General features: G+C 46.4%; 14 protein-coding genes. All 14 read left to right on the forward strand.

Features of this window, described 5'->3' with window-relative positions:
- The first annotated feature begins 278 nt into the window (after nt 1-278).
- The 14 genes from HW560_RS10120 to HW560_RS10185 all read left to right on the forward strand — a co-directional run bounded on the left by HW560_RS10120 (nt 279) and on the right by HW560_RS10185 (nt 19965).
- Nucleotides 279-1976, forward strand: a complete 1698-nt coding sequence (locus HW560_RS10120) for an ABC transporter substrate-binding protein (RefSeq protein WP_373564980.1) — start codon at nt 279-281, stop codon at nt 1974-1976.
- A 265-nt stretch (nt 1977-2241) separates the two neighbouring features.
- Nucleotides 2242-4623: a glycoside hydrolase family 95 protein gene (locus HW560_RS10125; RefSeq protein ID WP_179262965.1), complete on the forward strand. Its 2382-nt coding sequence runs from the start codon at nt 2242-2244 to the stop codon at nt 4621-4623.
- A gap of 16 nt (nt 4624-4639) precedes the next feature.
- The gene (locus HW560_RS10130; protein WP_179262967.1) at nt 4640-5986 is read left to right on the forward strand and encodes a GH1 family beta-glucosidase; all 1347 of its coding nucleotides are present in this window, start codon (nt 4640-4642) and stop codon (nt 5984-5986) included.
- Nucleotides 5987-6383: 397 nt separating this feature from the next.
- Nucleotides 6384-6647 (forward strand): hypothetical protein, encoded by a 264-nt coding sequence (locus HW560_RS10135; protein WP_024631414.1) that lies wholly within the window; start codon nt 6384-6386, stop codon nt 6645-6647.
- 317 nt (nt 6648-6964) lie between these two features.
- On the forward strand, nt 6965-7918 hold the full coding sequence (gene cyoA / locus HW560_RS10140) for a ubiquinol oxidase subunit II (protein ID WP_110001590.1): 954 nt from the start codon (nt 6965-6967) through the stop codon (nt 7916-7918).
- Between the two features lie 21 nt (nt 7919-7939).
- Complete coding sequence (locus HW560_RS10145) at nt 7940-9910, forward strand: cbb3-type cytochrome c oxidase subunit I (protein ID WP_111620640.1); 1971 nt, start codon at nt 7940-7942, stop codon at nt 9908-9910.
- Nucleotides 9911-10531, forward strand: a complete 621-nt coding sequence (gene cyoC / locus HW560_RS10150) for a cytochrome o ubiquinol oxidase subunit III (protein ID WP_090904682.1) — start codon at nt 9911-9913, stop codon at nt 10529-10531.
- A complete protein-coding gene (cyoD, locus tag HW560_RS10155; RefSeq protein WP_090904683.1) occupies nt 10532-10861 on the forward strand; it encodes a cytochrome o ubiquinol oxidase subunit IV in 330 nt (109 codons plus the stop codon).
- Between the two features lie 215 nt (nt 10862-11076).
- The gene (locus HW560_RS10160) at nt 11077-12093 is read left to right on the forward strand and encodes a LacI family DNA-binding transcriptional regulator (protein WP_179262969.1); all 1017 of its coding nucleotides are present in this window, start codon (nt 11077-11079) and stop codon (nt 12091-12093) included.
- 156 nt (nt 12094-12249) lie between these two features.
- Nucleotides 12250-14580, forward strand: coding sequence for a glycoside hydrolase family 65 protein (locus HW560_RS10165; RefSeq protein ID WP_179262971.1), 2331 nt, complete (start codon nt 12250-12252; stop codon nt 14578-14580).
- A gap of 27 nt (nt 14581-14607) precedes the next feature.
- Nucleotides 14608-15894 (forward strand): ABC transporter substrate-binding protein, encoded by a 1287-nt coding sequence (locus HW560_RS10170; protein ID WP_090904686.1) that lies wholly within the window; start codon nt 14608-14610, stop codon nt 15892-15894.
- 59 nt (nt 15895-15953) lie between these two features.
- A complete protein-coding gene (locus HW560_RS10175) occupies nt 15954-16850 on the forward strand; it encodes a carbohydrate ABC transporter permease (RefSeq protein ID WP_179262973.1) in 897 nt (298 codons plus the stop codon).
- An 11-nt stretch (nt 16851-16861) separates the two neighbouring features.
- On the forward strand, nt 16862-17707 hold the full coding sequence (locus tag HW560_RS10180) for a carbohydrate ABC transporter permease (protein ID WP_373564981.1): 846 nt from the start codon (nt 16862-16864) through the stop codon (nt 17705-17707).
- A gap of 56 nt (nt 17708-17763) precedes the next feature.
- Entirely contained in the window at nt 17764-19965 is a 2202-nt protein-coding gene (locus HW560_RS10185) for an alpha-L-rhamnosidase-related protein (RefSeq protein WP_179262975.1), read from the forward strand.
- The last annotated feature ends 4 nt before the right edge of the window (nt 19966-19969 follow it).

Genomic DNA, 19969 nt, shown 5'->3' on the forward strand with positions numbered 1-19969 from the left:
AAATAGGTCCCTTGAGAGGGGCCTTTTTTGTTGTTGACGAAAGGGTAAGGATAGCATATAATCTTTAATGTAAGCACTTTCAGTAAGCGTTTTTATATTATTTTACGAAAACGTTTTATGTAAGCTGAGGAAAGTGTTCATGATTTTCGCCTTTGATAAAAAAATAGTACAAATTTAATTTTTGGTAAGCGCATACAGAAATGTGTCTTACAGCGGTATCCTCAGGCCTAAAGCCTGTTATACAGATAAAACCTTCATAATAATAGGGGGACTAGACAATGAGAGGCAAAATGAAAGGCAATACACCCAAGACGTTTGCAATGTTGATGCTCGCAAGTGCAATGCTGGTTACAGCTGGCTGCGGAAATTCGGGAAGCAAAGAAGCCTCGGAGTCCAGTGGAACCGATCCGGTTACTTTTACATTCTTTGGTGCGGATGCGAGTCCAACCTGGAACAAGATGCAGGATGCAGTTGGTAAAGAGATCACCAAGCAAACAGGCGTTACGATTGAAGCTGAGTATGATGTTAACAATGGTGGAGACCAGAAAATTGCACTTATGGCTGCTAGCGGCGAGTTTCCCGATATCGTTTTCCCAAAAGGTAACTTGTCTAAGCTAGTAGATGCAGGGGCAATGCTTGACCTGACGGAACTGATTGAGGAGCATGCTCCAAACCTGAAAAAAATATATGGTGACCAGATGAACCGGCTGAAATACAGTTCGGAGGATCAGGCCATTTATACAATCCCAACGAATATGGGTGTTGATAATGTAGCGTTTGACGCAACAGGCGGATTTGAAATTCAGCAAAAAGTACTGAAAGAGCTCGGATACCCTGAAGTAAAAACACTTGAGGATTACGAGAATGTATTGAAAGAATATGTGAAAAAACACCCAACCATTGACGGACAGCCGACCATTCCATTGACGCTGAATGCAGATGATTGGAAAATTATGATTACCGTAACGAACCCGGCCTTCCAGGCAACTGGAGCACCGGATGATGGAGAATATTATATCGATCCTGAGACCTATGAAGCTACGCTCCATTACAAACGTCCAGAGGAGAAAGAATATTTCCGCTGGTTGAATCATATGTACAATGAAGGACTGCTGGACAAAGATACATTTGTCCAAAAGGATGATCAATATAAATCCAAAATCGCAAGTGGTCGTGTACTTGGTCTGATTGACCAAGAGTGGAATTATCAAGAAGCGGAGAATGCACTCAAATCAGCGGGCAAAGATGACAGCACATATGCTCACTTCTCTGTATCCCTGAACAAGGACATTGTGGACCATACATTCCAGCCAACCGGATTTGACGGATATGGCATCGGGATCACAACTTCTGCCAAAGATCCAGTTCGCATTATCAAATTCATGGACTGGCTCGCTTCGGACGAAGGTCAGGTGCTGAGAAACTGGGGGATTGAGGGCGAACACTACAATGTAGAGGATGGTCAACGGGTGATCCCTGAAGACATCCAGGATCGTAAAACCAATGACAACTCTAACTTCACCAAAGAAACAGGAATCGGTCTGTATAATGTGTTTAGTGCGCGATATGGTGATGGTGTGAAAGATTCCACGGATAACTATTATACAACGAACTTCCCTGAGCAGATCCAGGCTGGTTATACTGCGGCAGAGAAAGAAACGTTGAAAGCATATGGCATTACAACATGGAAAGACTTCTATCCTTCAGAGGATGATTTGAAGCTGAAAGACTGGGGCGCAGCATACAACATGCCAGTACCTTCAGGTACAGATTATGAAGTAACGTTCCGAAAAACACAGGATATCGTGCGCAAACGTATTCCTGAAGCTGTTCTGACTTCAGCTGCGAACTTTGATAAAGTGTACGATGATTTCCTCGCTGAGTTGGACAAAGCCGGCGCAGTTGAGATGGAGAAACAGTACACGGTTTGGGTTAAGGATCGTGTTTCCCTGTGGACAGGTAAGGACGTAAAATAACTTAGTTTTAATGGAATAGGTGGATATACAAAAAAAGGCCCTGAGCAAGGGTCTTTTTTTGCTGACGATGTGATGTTTAACATTGACGCAAATTTCGAAATCAAATATAATTTTCTTACTGTAAGCACTTTCAGATAAACGACGATTTAGCCTTGTGGGGAAGCGATTAGGAACAAGTAAAACAGTATAAGTAGTGGTTATTTAGTTACTTCGAAAACGTTTTAGTAATTATTGAAAATAGCTGATCCAGGAACAGGAGTTATCTATGTCCCCATTTAATGAGAGAACAAAAGAAAACCGTCTGTGGTATCGTCAGCCCGCTAGTCGCTGGGAAGAGGCATTGCCTATCGGTAATGGTCGCCTTGGCGCTATGGTGTACGGCGGAGCAGCGGATGAACAAATCCAGCTAAATGAAGATACATTGTGGTCCGGATTTCCACGTGACACCATCCAGTACAGTAGTCAGCGATACCTGAAGCAGACCCGGGAACTGATCATGTCCGGGCAATACAGCGAAGCTGAACAATTGCTGAATCGCGAAATGCTGGGACGTGATGTGGAAGCTTACCAGCCGATGGGTCACTTTAAGTTGCAGCACACTGAACTGGATGGGATTCCGTACGATGAATTTGAGCGGGAGCTTAATCTCCACACCGGGATTACAACGACGAAGTATTCATATAAAGGGATTCGTTATGTACGTGAGGTGTATGCTAGTGCACCGGATGATCTCATGGTCTGTACCATCACTGCTGATCGTGAGGGATCTGTAAACGTAAGCGTTACGTTGGACAGTCCACATCCTTATAACGTTCAGGCTTCGGGCGATGCACTTACCTTGTTCAGTCGTTGTCCAAGTCATGTTGAATCGAATTATTTCAGGGATCATCCGGAGTCCGTCATTTACGAAGAAGATCGGGGAACGGCTTATGCTGTGCGACTGGCCACAACTGTGACAGGTAAGAATGCCGAAGTATCGGATATGAACGGGAAGCTTCATATTCAGGGAGCAGACCAGGTTATTTTTTATTTGACAGCAGCGACTGCCTTTGAAGGCTATGATGTGACTCCTGTTAAAGATGGTGTGCTTCTGGATCAGGAGTGCAGCGAGGTAATCACTAAAGCGATGGCCCATGGCATGAAGGCTCTTCAAGAGCGGCATGTGATGGATCATGAGGCTTTATTTTCAAGAGTATCTATTCATCTCGGCGTGTCTACCAATGAAGCTTTGCCTACCGATGAACGGCTGCAAGCTTACCAGGCTGGAGCCGATGATCCCGGCCTAGAGGCACTCTATTTTCAGTATGGCAGATATCTGTTAATGGGTAGTTCACGTGAAGGGAGCCAGCCAGCCAATCTGCAGGGAATCTGGAACCATCAGGTGGAGCCGCCCTGGCACAGTGATTACACGATTAACATCAATACCGAGATGAATTACTGGCCGGCAGAAGTATGCAACCTGAGTGAATGCCATGAGCCGCTGTTTGGTTTGTTGAAGGATCTAAGCGATACCGGGAGAAGGACGGCACGCATTTTGTACGGAGCGCGCGGCTGGGCAGCCCATCATAATGTGGATATATGGCGGACATCCACGCCTACAGGCGGAGACGCAAGTTGGGCGTTCTGGCCAATGGGCGGTGTGTGGCTGACTTCACATTTATGGGAGCATTATCTGTTTACCCGTGATCAGCAATTCCTCGCGGAACGTGCGTATCCAATCATGAAGGAAGCGGCACTCTTCTGTCTGGACTGGCTGATGGAGGGACCGGACGGATATTTGGTTACCGCTCCATCAACCTCTCCAGAGAACAAGTTTCTCACCGAGGAAGGTGAAGCTCGCAGCATCTCCATGGCTTCGACGATGGATATGACATTGATTCGTGAGTTGTTCGATCGATGCATTGAGGCAACCAAACAGCTGGATGTGGATCAGCAGCTGGCGAAGGAATGGAGCGAGGCACGCAGCAAGCTCTATCCATTCAAGATCGGAAGCGAAGGGCAGCTGCAGGAATGGTTTAAGGATTTTGCCGAATCCGAACCAGGGCATCGTCACGTCTCCCATCTGTATGGTCTGTATCCGGGGGAGCAGATCAATCGATTGGATACGCCGGAACTTGTGGAAGCAGCACGAGTGTCACTTGAACGTCGCATCACACAAGGTGGCGGGCATACAGGTTGGAGCTGTGCTTGGCTGATCAATCTGTATGCGAGGCTGCTGGATAGCAAGCTGGCACACCAGTTTGTCCGTACGTTGCTGGCTCGATCCACACATCCCAATCTGTTCGATGATCATCCGCCGTTCCAGATCGATGGCAATTTTGGTGGCACTGCCGGTATTGCCGAGATGCTATTACAAAGCCATTTGGGTGAATTACATCTGCTGCCAGCGCTGCCTGAGCACTGGGCCAGTGGCAGTGTAAAGGGACTTCGGGCACGAGGGGCATATACAGTGGCAATCGATTGGACAGACGGTAGACTCACACACGCCGAAATAAAGGCTGATCACGCCGGTTCAATAACCATTCGGAGTGCATGCCCACTCCGTGTGGAAGGAAAAGATCAGGTCAAGGCGCAGCTTACACTTCAGGGTGATTATGTAGTTATTTTAACCATGACCGCAGGACAGATGATCCGCGTGTCATCATGAGACGGAGGAGTAAACGATGACGATTTTTCAATTTCCACAAGATTTCCGCTGGGGAACAGCAACAGCTTCCTATCAGATAGAAGGGGCAGCGCAGGAAGGCGGACGCGGGGTATCCATCTGGGATACGTTTGCCCGCACGCCCGGCAAAGTATTCAATGGAGACAATGGTGATGTGGCTTGTGACAGTTACCACCGTTACGAGGAAGACATCGAGCTGATGAAAAAGCTTGGCATCAACACCTACCGATTCTCGATCGCCTGGCCACGTATTATTCCTGATGGAGATGGCGAGATCAATCGGGAAGGATTGGACTTCTATCATCGATTCGTGGATAAGCTGCTTGAAGCGGGAATCGAACCATTCTGTACGCTGTATCACTGGGACCTGCCTCAGACGTTGGAGGATATCGGAGGTTGGGGCAATCGCAGAACGGTGGATGCATTTGTAAAATATGCTGAAGTCATCTTCAAGGAGTTTTCCGGTAAAATTAACTTTTGGCTGACTTTCAATGAACCATGGTGTATTGCGTTTCTGTCCAACCTGCTTGGTATTCATGCGCCAGGAAATAAGGACCTGCAAACATCCATTAATGTTGCACACGGACTGCTCGTTGCTCACGGTAAAGCTGTTCAATCATTCCGTCGCTTGGGTACAACAGGACAGATTGGTATTGCACCCAATGTATGCTGGGCTGAGCCTTACAGCAAATCTCCTGAAGATCAGGCAGCCTGCGACCGTTCCATTGCACTTAATACCGATTGGTTCCTTGATCCGATCTACAAAGGAGCTTATCCACAATTTATGGTGGACTGGTTCGCAGAAGCTGGCGCGACCGTACCTATTCAGGAAGGCGATATGGAGATCATCTCGCAACCCATTGATTTGCTGGGCATCAACTATTACACCATGGGAATTAATCGTTATAATCCAGAGGCGGGTGTATTGCAATCTGAAGAGGTGGATATGGGACTTACCAAGACTGACATCGGCTGGCCTGTGGAATCACGAGGACTGTATGAGTTCATGCATTATTTGCAAAAATACGGAAATGTGGATGTCTACATCACAGAAAATGGTGCTTGCATCAATGATGATTTGGAAAATGGCAAAATCAATGATGACCGCCGTATTGCCTACTATGAGCAGCATTTGGCTCAAATTCATCGGATTATCAACGACGGCATTAATTTGAAAGGCTACATGGCGTGGTCTTTGATGGATAACTTTGAGTGGGCGGAGGGTTACCGTATGCGCTTTGGTCTTGTGCATGTCGATTACCGTTCGCTGGTCAGAACACCTAAAGAGAGCTTTTATTGGTATCAGAATGTCATCAAAAATAATTGGTTGGAGACACGAATTTAAGGCTGTAATTCAATGTTCAGGGAGAAGTGTCATGTACCTGATCTAAATAAGCAATAACGTTAGTTCAATTGTTAAATGCAGGGACATATATGCTGAATCAGAAAAGACGGTGGCGTCGGAAATCCGATGCCACCATCTTTTTTTGTAATTTAATTTTGGTCAAGACTCACAAGTTCATGAAGGTTTCATAAGGTCTAAGCTGGTTCATGTTATGAGAAGAGCTTTTTTGGGTTATAAGAAGTAAGAAGAAGTGAATTGGTTCTTGTCAACAGTTAAAATATAAATAAAGTGTCCAAATTGCGAAATAAATTTGAACATTTGTTGACTAAAAATCATACTGATGTGGTATATTGGTATAAGGAAAGCACTTACAAAAAGGGAAAAGGAAGTGTTTACTATGGCATCGAAGACAGCAATGGTAAGCCAATTGGAGCGCAAAGATAAAAATATGCGGCGTGCAGTGTTAACGATGACAGTTCTGGCTTGGATTGCCCTCATTACGGGAGTAGTCATGTGCCTGATCAACCTGAATGATTTTAATGATCGCAACCTCGGATTAATGGTGGGTATCGGTTTCTTGGTGGGTAGTGTATTTATTTATGTAATTGCCAAATCGATTGGACTAGTTCATACACGCCGGGAAGACGAAGGCGCCGATTAAATAATCTTGCGTTAATTCGTTCATAATAAGACTGGATGAGCACCCGGAATCCCAGTCAATAAAGCCCTTTGCGGATTCGTTGATCATGTTCAACGGGACTGCAAAGGGTTTTATTTTGTGACTTGAAGTGTAAAGATTACAATGAAGAAATATCAAGTGTGCAAGCGATTTGTGAGAAAAAATTCACACATTTAAGGTGTAAAATCGACAAATTTGTTAACATGAACAAAAAAGTTGCTCATTTCTGATATCTTTAGAAGGAAGAGAGTAGTATACTGTTTTTTCAGTATGAGCGAATTTAAGGAGAGGGGATCAAGATGAACAAGAAACCTAGGTCGCTAATTCGGATAATCATTCCGGTTGTCCTGACGTTGGTTACAATTGCATTGATTGTCTGGCCAATGCTGGCAGGCGGGCAGTACGTTGTTCTGGATCCGAAAGGGCCTATTGGCGCTTCGCAGAGAGATTTGATTGTCATTTCGACAATTCTGTGTGCAGTCGTTATTGTGCCTGTATTGATTTTGTCTGCTGTAATTGTATGGCGTTACCGCGACAAACCGGACAATAAATCTGCATATGAGCCTAACTGGTCTCATAGCACTAAAGCGGAGGCTATCTGGTGGACCGTTCCAATTATCATTATTGGTTTGCTGGCGATTGTAACCATTCGCTACACCTATGATCTGGAACCTTCGAAGCCAATGGCTTCCGAGAAAGCACCGGTGACCATTCAAGTATCTTCACTGGACTGGAAATGGTTGTTTATGTATCCGGAGCAAGGGATTGCAACGGTCAACACGCTGAATATCCCGGCAGACCGGCCCGTAAAATTTGAGCTCACCGCGGATTCACCGATGAACTCGTTCTGGATTCCGCAGCTTGGTGGACAGATTTATACAATGTCGGGTATGGCGATGACCTTGTACTTGCAAGCTGATCATGAAGGTCAATATTGGGGCTCAGGTGCCAACTTTACCGGGGAACACTTCGCCCAAATGCGTTTTGATGTCAATGCTACATCAGAAGAAGATTTCGACAAATGGGTGAATGAAGTGAAGCAACAATCCCAACCGCTGACGCAAGAAATGTATAAAACACTGGCAGAACCGGGAACAAGCAATGTAGCTTATTATTCTTCCTTCCCTGAAGGATTGTTCCAGGACATCGTGACCAAGTATGTTGTTGATGGTCAAAGTGCCCACAGCAAGCACGGTGAAGCTTCAGGTGCCAAAGAAATTACTACGAACGATGTGGACAAGAGTGCTAACTAAAGATTCGAAAGGAGGCCCCCAATGTTAGAGAGACTTAAGGAGTTTGCATCGGAGTTTTTCGTTACCGGTGATCCGCTGATTTATGGTGCGGACGTGGCGATCGGAATTACGATGATTACCATCGTAGCGGTGCTGACTTATTTCAAAAAATGGGGCTGGCTCTGGCGTAACTGGTTAACTACCGTCGATCATAAAAAGATCGGTATTATGTATATTATTGCTTCCATTATCATGCTCTTCCGTGGTGGTGTGGATGCACTGATGATGCGTCTTCAGCTAGCTATGCCTAACATGGATTTCTTACATCCCGAGCATTATAATCAGGTCTTTACGACTCACGGTACGATCATGATTCTATTCATGGCGATGCCATTTATGTTCGGTTTATTTAATGTAATTGTACCGCTTCAAATCGGGGCAAGGGACGTTGCGTTCCCATTCCTGAATGCACTAAGTTTCTGGTTATTTTTCCTGGGAGCAATGCTGTTCAACCTGTCCTTCGTTATCGGTGGTTCACCGGACGCAGGTTGGCTCAGTTATCCGCCTTTATCGGAGCTATCGCATAGCCCGGGGGTGGGACAAAACTTCTATATATGGGGTATTCAGATTTCGGGTATCGGTTCCCTGGCTACCGGGATCAACTTCCTGGTTACCATCATTAAAATGCGTGCGCCAGGCATGAAATGGATGAAAATGCCGATGTTTACATGGTCGGTATTCTCCACTTGTATTATCATTCTGTTTGCATTCCCAATCTTGACTGTGACACTTGCTTTGCTCTTCCTCGACAGGTTTGCGGGGGCGCATTTCTTCACACTTGATCTGGGCGGTAATCCGATGATGTATATCAACTTGATCTGGATGTGGGGTCACCCTGAGGTATATATCGTTGTCTTGCCGGCATTCGGTGTGTTCTCCGAGATTGTAAGTACATTCTCGAAGAAAAAATTGTTTGGTTACAAATCAATGGTATTTGCGATGCTAATCATTAGCTTCCTGTCCTTCTTTACATGGGCGCATCACTTCTTCACGATGGGCTCGGGAGCAGACGTTAATGCATTCTTCGCCGTTACCACGATGTTGATTGCCATACCAACAGGGGTTAAGATATTTAACTGGCTGTTTACAATGTTCCGGGGAAGGATACGCATGGATACCCCGATGCTATGGACAATAGCATTTATACCATGCTTTATCGTCGGGGGGATGACGGGGGTTATGTTGTCCGTTGCACCTGCTGACTTCCAGTTCCACAACAGTTACTTCCTGATTGCCCACTTCCACCAAGTATTGATTGGTGGTGTAGTATTCGGATACTTTGCAGGTCTGTACTACTGGTGGCCTAAAATGTTTGGATTCCAACTGCCTGAAAAACTGGGTAAATGGGCTTTCTGGACTTGGAATATCGGTTTCTATGTCTGCTTCATGCCGCAGTACGCTGTCGGTTTGATGGGTATGACACGTCGTCTGAGCACCTACGGCTGGGATACTGGCTGGTGGGAACTGAACTTTGTATCCACAATCGGGGCATTCCTGATGGGTGTCGGATTCTTGTTCCAGGTTGCACAAATTGCAGACGGCATTCGGAAATACAAAACACTCAAAGCTTCTGGCGACCCTTGGGGTGGTCGTACGCTCGAGTGGTCGATTCCTTCACCTGCTCCTGAATATAACTTCGCCATTACACCGCGCGGAGATGATGTTGATGAGTGGTGGGAAGAGAAAGAACGTCGTGCCAAAGGAATTTATCCACCTGAACAGCCACTTGAGCCGATTCATATGCCTAAGAATTCCGCGATTCCGTTCATCATGTCTATATTCTGGTTCATCGCCGGTTTCGGCTTTGTATTCGGATGGCTGTGGATGGCGATTCTTGGACTCGCTGGCGTAGGAATTTGCATGATCGCTCGTTCATTCTCATACGATACGGATTATTATATTCCGGTTGACGAAATTAAGCGTACCGAAGCGTCGTTAAGGGGGTCGGTATAAATGGCTCAAGCAGCCGCGAAGCACGGTCATGACCATGCACATGATCATGACCATGGTCACCATGACCCGCAAGAATTGAAAATACTCGGATTCTGGTTCTTCCTGATTTCCGACGTTATCCTGTTCTCCGTATTGTTCGCAACCTTTATTGTGTTGCGTGACAATACGGCGGGCGGACCTGTGTTGTCTGAATTGATCAAAATGCCTGGCGTTATTGCCGAAACATTTATCTTGCTCACAAGTTCATTTACAAGTGGACTTGCGGTTCTTGCCATGAATCAGGGCAAGGTGAAGCAATTGATCAGCTGGCTGGCAGTTACTGCTGTTCTGGGTGCGAGCTTTATCGTCCTGGAAGTAACGGAGTTTATTGAGTTGATTCATGAAGGGTTCAGTTATACAACGAGTGCAGCTTCTGGTGCATTCTTCACCCTTGTGGGTACTCACGGACTTCACGTATCGCTCGGTCTGATCTGGATGATCGGATTGATGCTGCAACTGAAAAAACGTGGAATTACCGATGTAACTCGCGGTAAAATCAACGTAATCAGCTTGTACTGGCACTTCTTGGACGTCGTCTGGATTTTCCTCCTGTCGGTCGTCTATCTGATGGGGGTGATGTAGATGGCAGAACATAACTCACATGAATCCCATGGCCACGAGCAGCATGGTTCACTCAAGTCCTATGTCATCGGCTTCATTCTGTCCGTCGTCCTCACAATCATCCCACTTGTGGTGGTTCTGAATGATATGATGGGCAGAACAGCTACACTGGCTGTTGTTTTGGTAACAGCTGCACTTCAGTTCGTGGTTCAGCTCTTCTTCTTCATGCATATCCGTGAATCGGAGAAGCCACGCTGGAATGTAATGGCTCTGATTTTTGGTCTATTGATCATGCTGACCATCGTCATTGGTTCTGTCTGGATCATGTTGAACAATACAGTTGCACATTAAGTTTTATGCGATAGCTTAAGGGATCTCCCGACTTTATTAAAAGGTCGGGAGATCTTTTTTTACCTATTGGATTGCACGGAATGCGGGTAGAATAAGGGAAGGGACAAATGAATTCCAATAAGGCGAGAATATTGTCGAAAAAAGTTCTTGATTTTTTTTCTCGAATCCGTATACTCAGACATATAAGTAATCCGAAACGTTTTGGAGGAAAGCAATTGGCTACAATTAAAGACATATCACAAATGACGGGATTTTCGATAACGACCGTATCCAGAGCTCTGAATGGGTACTCGGACGTCAGCGATAGTACGCGCAAACGGATTAAAGAAGCCGCCGAAACTCTGAATTATAGTCCAAATGGTCTAGCGAGAGGCCTGGTCATGAAGGAAACCAAAACGCTGGGGTTGCTTGTATCAGGCATGACGTACAAAAACATCGATAACAACTTTGTTTTCGAAGTGCTTTGCGGTATTAATGATAGCGCTGCCAATTCGGACTATGATCTGATTTTGTTCAGCACGAATACAGCGAAGCAAAAGATGAAAACGTACACACAGCTGTGCAGGGAACGAAAGGTGGATGGCGTCATTCTACAGGGTGTAAAGACGGATGATCCGTATTTGCAGGAAGTATTGGATAGTGATATTCCTTGTGTATTAATTGATATCCCCATTCACAGTGAGTATGTTGGTTTTGTATCAACGAATCACAAACAAAGTGCACAAACTGCTGTAGAGCACCTTATTGGTTTGGGTCATCAGCAGATCGCCATGGTCAACGGTTACCCGGAGGCTTTTGTTTCCAAGGAGCGCTATGAAGGATATTCCGATGCCATGCGAAATGCAGGATTGAGTTTGAAGCCTGAATGGATCGTAAACGGGAATTTCACGGAAGAAGAAGCACAGCAGCAAGCTTCAGAGTTGTTGAGGGCTTATCCGGAAATTACCGCAATCTTTTGTGCAAGCGACATGATGGCTTTGGGTGTAATGAAAGCTGCGAATGAATTAGGTATTTCTATACCAGATGAATTGTCTGTAGTGGGATTTGACGACATTCCAACAGCCGCTTATTTTCAACCACCACTCACCACCATCGGACAGAACATGTATCAGTTGGGACATGAAGCTGCAAACCTGCTGATGGGCATGCTGAGATCGGAAGACAGCCCCAAATTTATTATTTTGCAAAATGAATTGGTTTTGAGATCCTCGACAGCCCAACCAGGTCGCTGAGTTTAGCTGAGAATACGGTTCACGAGGAATTGCAAAATGAACGAGATGAAGAGAGCACCGAAATGTTTTATGAAATCCGAAACGTTTCGGTATTATTTTCAATCAAATCCAAAACGTTTCGGATACAACATAAGATAGACATAGGGGGAATACACATTGCTGAAATACGATGCAGGACAAGGAGAATGGAGTAACTGGCTGGTAACTGAAACCGGGTTTGATCCGGCTCATCAAGGGAAAGGCGAAGCTGTTCTCTCACTTGGAAACGGCTACATGGGACTTCGCTCTGCAACGGACGAGAATTATGTTGGACAGGTGCGGAACTGGTTCGTAGCTGGAACCTTCAATAAGTTTGATGAACATGAAGTAACAGAACTCCCAAATGCAGCAGATGTGACGGAGCTTTCAATTACCCTGAACGGGGAAAACTTCAGCTTGGAAAAAGGAAGAACGATCAGCTACAGTCGTCAACTGAATCTCAAAAACGGTGAGCTCACCCGTAACGTGGTCTGGCAGAGCCCAACAGGAGAAAGCTTTGAACTTCAATTCCGTCGTTTTGTTTCCTTGAGCAACCGTCATCTGGTTGGTTCATCGGTAAGCATCAAGCCACTGGATGGTCAGGCACGTGTTCACATTGCATCCGGTATTAATGGACAATGGACGAACTCGGGTGCACAGCATTTCACGGAAGGCGAAAAACGGATATTTGAAAAGACTTATATTCAAATGACGTCAACGACGACACAATCGGCTATTGATTTTGTAACCAATACAGTGCATCAATGGCAGCTGAATGGTGAAAAGGTTGAGCCGGAATTGCGTCAAACGATGGGACGCCGCAAGGTTGGCATCGAAGGCACAGTAACCGTGGAAGCCGGACAATCGGTAACACTGGAGAAAATCTCGAATGTGCATACCAGCCGCGATCTGGTGTACAGCAACGGTGGATATTCACTGGAGCAAATTCGTGAATCTGCACTGACAGAACTGAAGCAAGAGTCGCAAAAAGGGTATGATCAGCTATTTCGTGAAAGCGCTAACGCTTGGGCGGATACCTGGTCCACGTACAACATTGAAGTGGACAGCACAAGTGGATATGACCAGCTTGCCATCCGTTTCGCCATCTATCATCTCGTCATTATGACACCTGCGCATGATAATCGCATGGGAATCGGGGCGAAAGGATTAAGTGGTGAAGGGTACAAGGGACATTCCTTTTGGGATACGGAAATCTTCATCCTTCCATTCTTCATCTACAGCAATCCCAAAATCGCAAGATCCTTGCTGGAATATCGATATCAGGGGTTGGATGGAGCTAGAAGCAAGGCCAAGGAGAATGGATTCGAAGGAGCCATGTATCCGTGGGAAGCAGCCTGGATCGAAGATGGCGAAGTTACACCGGTATGGGGAGATGTAGATATCGTAACCGGAGAGCAGACGAAGATCTGGTCCGGCTTTATTGAACAGCATATTACCTCTGACATCGCTTATGCCGTTTGGCATTATGTCCAGTCTACAGGCGATGAGGCGTTCATGGATGAATATGGCTACGAGATCATTTTTGATACAGCAACGTTCTGGGCCAGCCGCTTGGAGTGGGATGAGGCCAAAGGACGTTATCACATCAATGAGGTTGTTGGACCGGATGAGTATAAGGAGCATGTGGACAACAATGCATTCACCAATCATATGGCTCACTTCAATATGGAGCTGGCCATTCAATATTATGAAAAGCTTCAGCAGGAGAAACCTGAATTGCTCAAAGCATTGTCTGCGAAGCTTAACCTGACATCTGCTCGGGAAACGTGGAACAAGCTGGATCAAATGTATCTGCCAGGGCCGAATGAACAAGGACTTATTCCACAAGATGATACTTACTTGCAGAAGAAAGTCATTGATCTTACCCCTTATAAAAATCAGACCAAAGTGGCCAGCATCTTCAATGACTACAACCTGGATCAGGTTGGTGAAATGCAAATTTCGAAGCAGGCTGACATCATGATGCTGTTCTTCCTGCTTGAGAATAAATTCGAACCGGATATCAAACGCGCCAACTACGACTACTATGAGGAGAAAACTTTGCATGATTCCTCATTATCCCTGTCGACGCACAGTATCCTTGCCAGTGACTTCGGAGATCGCCCACTTGCTTATGATCTGTTCCGTCGGGCTTCCGAGATTGATCTGGGACCGCATATGCATTCTTCGGATGCAGGCATCCACTCCGCTTCGCTGGGCGGAATATGGGAATGTGTCGTGATGGGATTTGCCGGAGTTCGCATGTTGGATGGCAAGCTTCATCTCGATCCGAAGCTGCCTGAATCCTGGAGCAGTCTGAAATTCCCGCTCTACTGGCAGAATCAGCTGCTGCATATCACAATCACTTCCGAGGGTATTCTAATCGAGAGTGATGCAGAGGAAGAAATTTCTCTACTTCTGTCCGGTCAGCAAGTTACTTTCAGCAAACGGTTTCAAACCTTGGTTTAATATAAATCCATGTGGGAGGTCATTCAAATGAAAAAAGGGTCCGCAAGTTTGGTCATGATGCTGATTTTGGTATTCGTATTATCCGCGTGTTCTTCAGGTGGAAGCAACAGTGCAGAAGGTGGAAAAGGAGAAAAAGTAAAACTCACCTTCTCCGTATGGGGAGATGTCAACTCCGGTGCGGATGAAGTGAAGCTTGCGGAAGAGTTCAATGCTGCACACCCGGATATCGAAGTGAAGTTTGAGCCTATTCCAAGTGAAGGGTATGGAACTAAACTCACCACATCCCTGGCAGCAGGACAGGCACCAGACGTATTCCTGGTTGGTGAAGGCGACTACTACAAATACGTGGATAAAGGTGTAATTGAGCCACTTGACGATTATTTGAGCAAAGACACTTCGTTTAATCTGGATATTTTCCAAAAGGATCTCATTGAAAATATGAAAATCGAAGGCAAACAATACTACTTGCCTAAAGATTTCAACCCACTTGCGCTGTGGTACAACAAACGCATGTTTGATGAAGCTGGAATCCCTTATCCAACAGATGAATGGACTTGGGATGACATGATTGCAACTGCACAAAAACTGACTAAAAAAGATGGCAATAAATATACTCAATTCGGATTCAACGCAGGTAAATGGGAATATCCGATCTATACGTACCTGTGGGATTACGGTACAGACATCGCGAATGAGGATGGAACCGCTGCAGAAGGCTACATGAACAGTGAAAAAACAATCGCGGCAATGGATAAATACGTCTCTTGGTCCCAAGGAGATAGCCGTGTATCCCCGACGCCACTGGATTCCGAAACGCTTGGCGGAGATTCATCGATGTTCATGACAGACAAGCTCGCTATGATGATTACCGGTCGTTGGATCAAAGGTGATCTCGACAAATCCGATGTTCAATATGGTTCTGCACTGATTCCACAAAATACGGACGGTACTCGTTCAAGCATTATCGCAAGTGCGGGTTGGGCGATCAACGCAGCCGGTAAAAATAAAGAAGCAGCTTACGAACTGGTAAAATGGCTCTCGGGTACAGATGCACAGAAGCTTCGCTCTGCGAACGGTAAAGTATTGCCAGCGACTGTGAAAGAACTGGACGAAGTCAAAGCCAAAGAAGTAGCAGACAAACCGGTCATCGAAATGATGGATTATGCTAAAAAACCGGTAACCATGCGTTCTACAAACGGACCTGTGTTTGTTGAAGAATTCACCAAGGCGCTGGAAAAAGTGCTGCTTGGCAAACAGGATGTCAAAGGCGCTCTGGATGAAGCTGCGAAGAACGTTGACAGCAAAATCAAGTAAAAACCATGCGGGTGAGTCGGCGGCCATGCTGATTCACCCTCTTCATCAAGGAGGCTGCTATGCGTAATTCTAAATCCGAGCGTGCCGGGTATTGGTTCATATTGCCCTGGCTTATAGGCTTGTTGCTCTTTACCATTGGTCCAATGTTGTTTTCCTTGCTGCTGGCTTTTAGCAAATGGGATATTATTACCGGCGTAAAATCGATCGAATGGGTCGGTCTGGATAACTTCAAAACGATGTTTCATGATGAGCTGTTCTATCAATCGTTGAAAGTTACCTTTATTTTCGCTCTGGTATCTGTACCGCTCTATCAAGTGGCATCACTGCTGATTGCCTTGCTGCTGAATATGCGGAATAAAGGGATGAAATTTTTCCGATTGATCTATTTCATGCCATCCATCATTCCAGCTGTAGCAGCGTCGATGATGTGGATTATGATTTTCAATCCGGAATACGGCATTCTGAACCGGGCGCTTGCCTTATTCGGCGTGCAGGGGCCAGCCTGGCTTCAAGACCCGAGCTATGCGCTGGGCGCACTGATTGTCATGGGCTTGTGGGGCGTCGGAAACACAATCATCATTTATTTGTCCGGCTTGCAGGGTGTTCCTGAAGAGCTGTATGAAGCTGCCAATCTGGATGGCGCGGGACCGTTTCAACGGTTTTTCAACATCACATTGCCTATGATTTCCCCGACAGTGTTCTTTAACGTGATTATGGGTATCATCGGCGGATTCCAGTATTTTACACAAGCATTTGTCATGACCAACGGGGGACCGCTTAATTCGACCCTGTTCTATAATTTGTATCTGTACAATAAAGCTTTTACCGATTTTGAAATGGGTTATGCTTCGGCACTCTCCTGGGTATTGTTCATCATCATTCTGGCGTTTACGTTGCTGGTCATCCGCAGTTCTTCGATGTGGGTCTATTACCAGGGCGATAACGAAAAGGATTGAGAGGAGGACAAATGATGAATCAAGCAACGACACGGAAACCGGTATACTCGAAACTATTTTCTATGCTCATTCTTATTGCTGGTGCGGCCGTCGTGCTGATCCCGCTGTTATGGACGTTTGCAACGTCTCTTAAAACACCTGCCGAGGTGTTCAAAGATGATTTTTTCCCGGCTGTATGGATGTGGTCCAACTATAAAAATGCCGTTCTGGCCATCCCGTTTTTTACATTTTTGAAAAATACGCTGATTATTCTGATTCCGGTATTAGTCGGTACCGTATTCTCGTCTGCCCTATGTGCGTATGGTTTCGCCCGGTTTAACTTCCGCGGCAAACGCACACTGTTCCTGGTTCTGCTGGCGACGATGATGCTGCCTTCACAGGTAACGATGATCCCGATGTTCATCATGTTCAAGGAAATCGGCTGGGTTGATACATTTTTACCACTCATTATCCCTGCATTTTTCGGGGGTGGAGCGTTTAACATCTTCCTGATCCGTCAGTTCATGCGCGGTATTCCGCGTGATCTCGATGAGTCCGCTTTCGTCGACGGAGCAAACAAAATGCAGATTTTCATGAGAATCATGCTGCCGCTGTCTATGCCGCCGCTGATTGCTGTTTCCATTTTTACCTTTATGGGCGTATGGAATGACTTCCAGGGACCGCTCATTTATTTGAACTCCAGTGAAAAGTATACGCTGGCTCTCGGATTGTCCATGTTCAAGGGGTTGTATAACGTGGAATGGAACATGTTAATGGCTGCAACAATGCTGATTATGCTTCCACCACTCATTGTATTCTTTGTTGCACAAAAATACTTTATTGAAGGCATTTCCATCTCTTCTGCAATCAAGGGCTAATCGTCCGTATTAATAGAAGAGATAAGCGGTAAGCCAAACCGCAGAGGAGGACTACCATGGCCACATTAACAAGCAGACATCCTTTTAATTTGTATTATAACGCAGGTGAATATGTAAAAATTTGCGGTACCCAGGACGGATACTTTCCCGACTTTGGGCATCATATGGCTAACGAAATGGGCGGGGTATGGCTGCATCCGATCAAGCTGCTGGACGGCTTCTGGCTGAAGGTAACTGATCTGGATCGCAACATTGCCGTATGGGCAAGGGCCGACGGATTCACCAGCGAGTCGTGGGGAGGAAGCCGGTTCGACTATGATCACGGATTGAGCCACATTCCGGTATCTATCGAACGGAGTCAGTTTGCCCCTGATTATGAAAAAGGCATGGTCGTAGAATATGAGATCAGCGCTTACGGCAAAGGAACAACCCGGCTCAAGCTGGAGCTGCTGTCACGTACCGATCTCCGTCCAGTGTGGTATTCCGATGAGATCGGAATTATCCCTGGAGCGGGCGAAAAGGCAGAAGCCATTACTTCGCGTAAAGTCATCGTCAAAGATGATGCCCAAGACTGGTACGCCATGATTGGAAGTGACCTGCCTGGAACGGAAATGACCGTTGGTCCTGAGATTTACGGACCAGAACTGACGGCAGGCAAGGGAATAGGCATTTCTTTTGTCACCGAATGCACGCTGGAGGAGAAGGATGTGTTTCGCTTCCGGTTATTTGTTGCCGGTTCGGAGTCGTCCCGTGAAGCCTGTGAGCAGACTTATGCAACCATCGAACGTGGCCACGTCAGTCTGAAAGAGCAAAAGCAGCAGCTCTACGACAAGTTGGATCAGCGCGCAGTACTGACTATTGAAGGCGAAGATGAGTTGAACGAGCAATTTGCCTGGGTGAAGCGCAATAATCAGTGGCTGGTGCAGCAAGTAGACGGAATCGGTCGCGGATTGACGGCAGGTGGACCCACGTATCCGTGGTGGTTCGGCTGTGACAGTACGTATGCACTTCAGGGTGTGCTTGCTACAGGAGACCATCAATTGGTGCGGGATACGCTTAATCTGTTGCTGGAGAAGTCCAAGGAAGCGAACGGTAATGGACGTTTTGTGCATGAAGTGACCACCATGGGAGCGGTATCTAATCGCGGCAACACGCAGGAAACGGCACACTATATCGCCTTTGTATGGGAAATGTTCCTGTGGACCGGAGACGATGCACTTCTGCGTGAGCATTATGACTACTGTGTCCAGGGAATCGACTGGCTGCTGGGTGAGATGGACCCGGATGGGGACCTGTTCCCTTCCGGTTACGGCATCATTGAGATTGCCGGATTGAATATGGAACTGATTGATAGTGCCGTATATACAGCGAAGGCTCTTCAGGCGCTGGAGCACATGAGTCTCTATTTGGGTGAAACGAAGCGTCACCAGACCTATCAGAAACTGGCCGAACAAGCGGTACGTGCGGTGAATGATGTGTATTGGTCTGAAAAAGACAGTCTCTATGCGGATGCCGTTGCACCTATTTCCGATATTGTACCCAAGGTGGATTACATGGTTTCTCTCGCTGAAAAGCAAGGAATCACAGACTATCGGGAGTACGTGGAAAAATTGCTGGCCGATGCAGGCGAGAATCAGAAAGACCGCGGTTGGCTGCTGAACAAAAACTGGGTCATTGTCACTCCAATGGAAGCAGGAATTGCCGATCAGGACAAAGCACAGCGTGCGCTGGAAGCGATGCGAAATCGCGATTTCATCGGCGAATACGGTACGTATCTTGCTGCCATGTATCAACAGGGCACGATGACAATCTCTACGGGAGCACATGCGGTTGCAGAAGCGGCCTACGGGCATCCGGATCACGCGCTCGATTTACTGCGCCGGATGGGGAAAAGCTTCTCACGTGTACTGCCGGGTTCATTCTCGGAGATGTCTCCGGACTACGGCTGTGTTGTGCAGGCGTGGACTATCTATGCCCTGGCTGTACCTGTGGTACGACATTTCTTCGGCGTTCAACCGGAAGCACAGCATCGCCGTTTAACCGTATCACCTGATATGCCGCAGGCATGGGAAAACAAAACATGCAGTCTGGAGCAACTGATGGTAGGCGATGCAGAGTTCGATATTCATTTTGAATCCCGTGAAGGCAAACGTTATGCGAGCATTTCGAACCCTTCGGGCTGGACGGTTGTTCTGGACTGGAAGGGCGAAAGACGGGAAAGCAACGAGAAACGAATTGAATGGCAACTAGAGCAATAACATG

The organism is Paenibacillus sp. E222, from assembly GCF_013401555.1.
Classification (GTDB): Bacteria; Bacillota; Bacilli; order Paenibacillales; family Paenibacillaceae; genus Paenibacillus.

What these genes read in the sequence shown, in the direction of transcription:
- HW560_RS10180 (WP_373564981.1), top strand. Translation starts at nt 16,862, where the DNA reads ATGATGAATCAAGCAACGACACGGAAACCGGTATACTCGAAACTATTT.
- cyoD (WP_090904683.1), top strand. Translation starts at nt 10,532, where the DNA reads ATGGCAGAACATAACTCACATGAATCCCATGGCCACGAGCAGCATGGT.
- HW560_RS10175 (WP_179262973.1), top strand. Translation starts at nt 15,954, where the DNA reads ATGCGTAATTCTAAATCCGAGCGTGCCGGGTATTGGTTCATATTGCCC.
- HW560_RS10135 (WP_024631414.1), top strand. Translation starts at nt 6,384, where the DNA reads ATGGCATCGAAGACAGCAATGGTAAGCCAATTGGAGCGCAAAGATAAA.
- cyoA (WP_110001590.1), top strand. Translation starts at nt 6,965, where the DNA reads ATGAACAAGAAACCTAGGTCGCTAATTCGGATAATCATTCCGGTTGTC.
- HW560_RS10125 (WP_179262965.1), top strand. Translation starts at nt 2,242, where the DNA reads ATGTCCCCATTTAATGAGAGAACAAAAGAAAACCGTCTGTGGTATCGT.
- HW560_RS10120 (WP_373564980.1), top strand. Translation starts at nt 279, where the DNA reads ATGAGAGGCAAAATGAAAGGCAATACACCCAAGACGTTTGCAATGTTG.
- cyoC (WP_090904682.1), top strand. Translation starts at nt 9,911, where the DNA reads ATGGCTCAAGCAGCCGCGAAGCACGGTCATGACCATGCACATGATCAT.
- HW560_RS10185 (WP_179262975.1), top strand. Translation starts at nt 17,764, where the DNA reads ATGGCCACATTAACAAGCAGACATCCTTTTAATTTGTATTATAACGCA.
- HW560_RS10170 (WP_090904686.1), top strand. Translation starts at nt 14,608, where the DNA reads ATGAAAAAAGGGTCCGCAAGTTTGGTCATGATGCTGATTTTGGTATTC.
- HW560_RS10130 (WP_179262967.1), top strand. Translation starts at nt 4,640, where the DNA reads ATGACGATTTTTCAATTTCCACAAGATTTCCGCTGGGGAACAGCAACA.
- HW560_RS10145 (WP_111620640.1), top strand. Translation starts at nt 7,940, where the DNA reads ATGTTAGAGAGACTTAAGGAGTTTGCATCGGAGTTTTTCGTTACCGGT.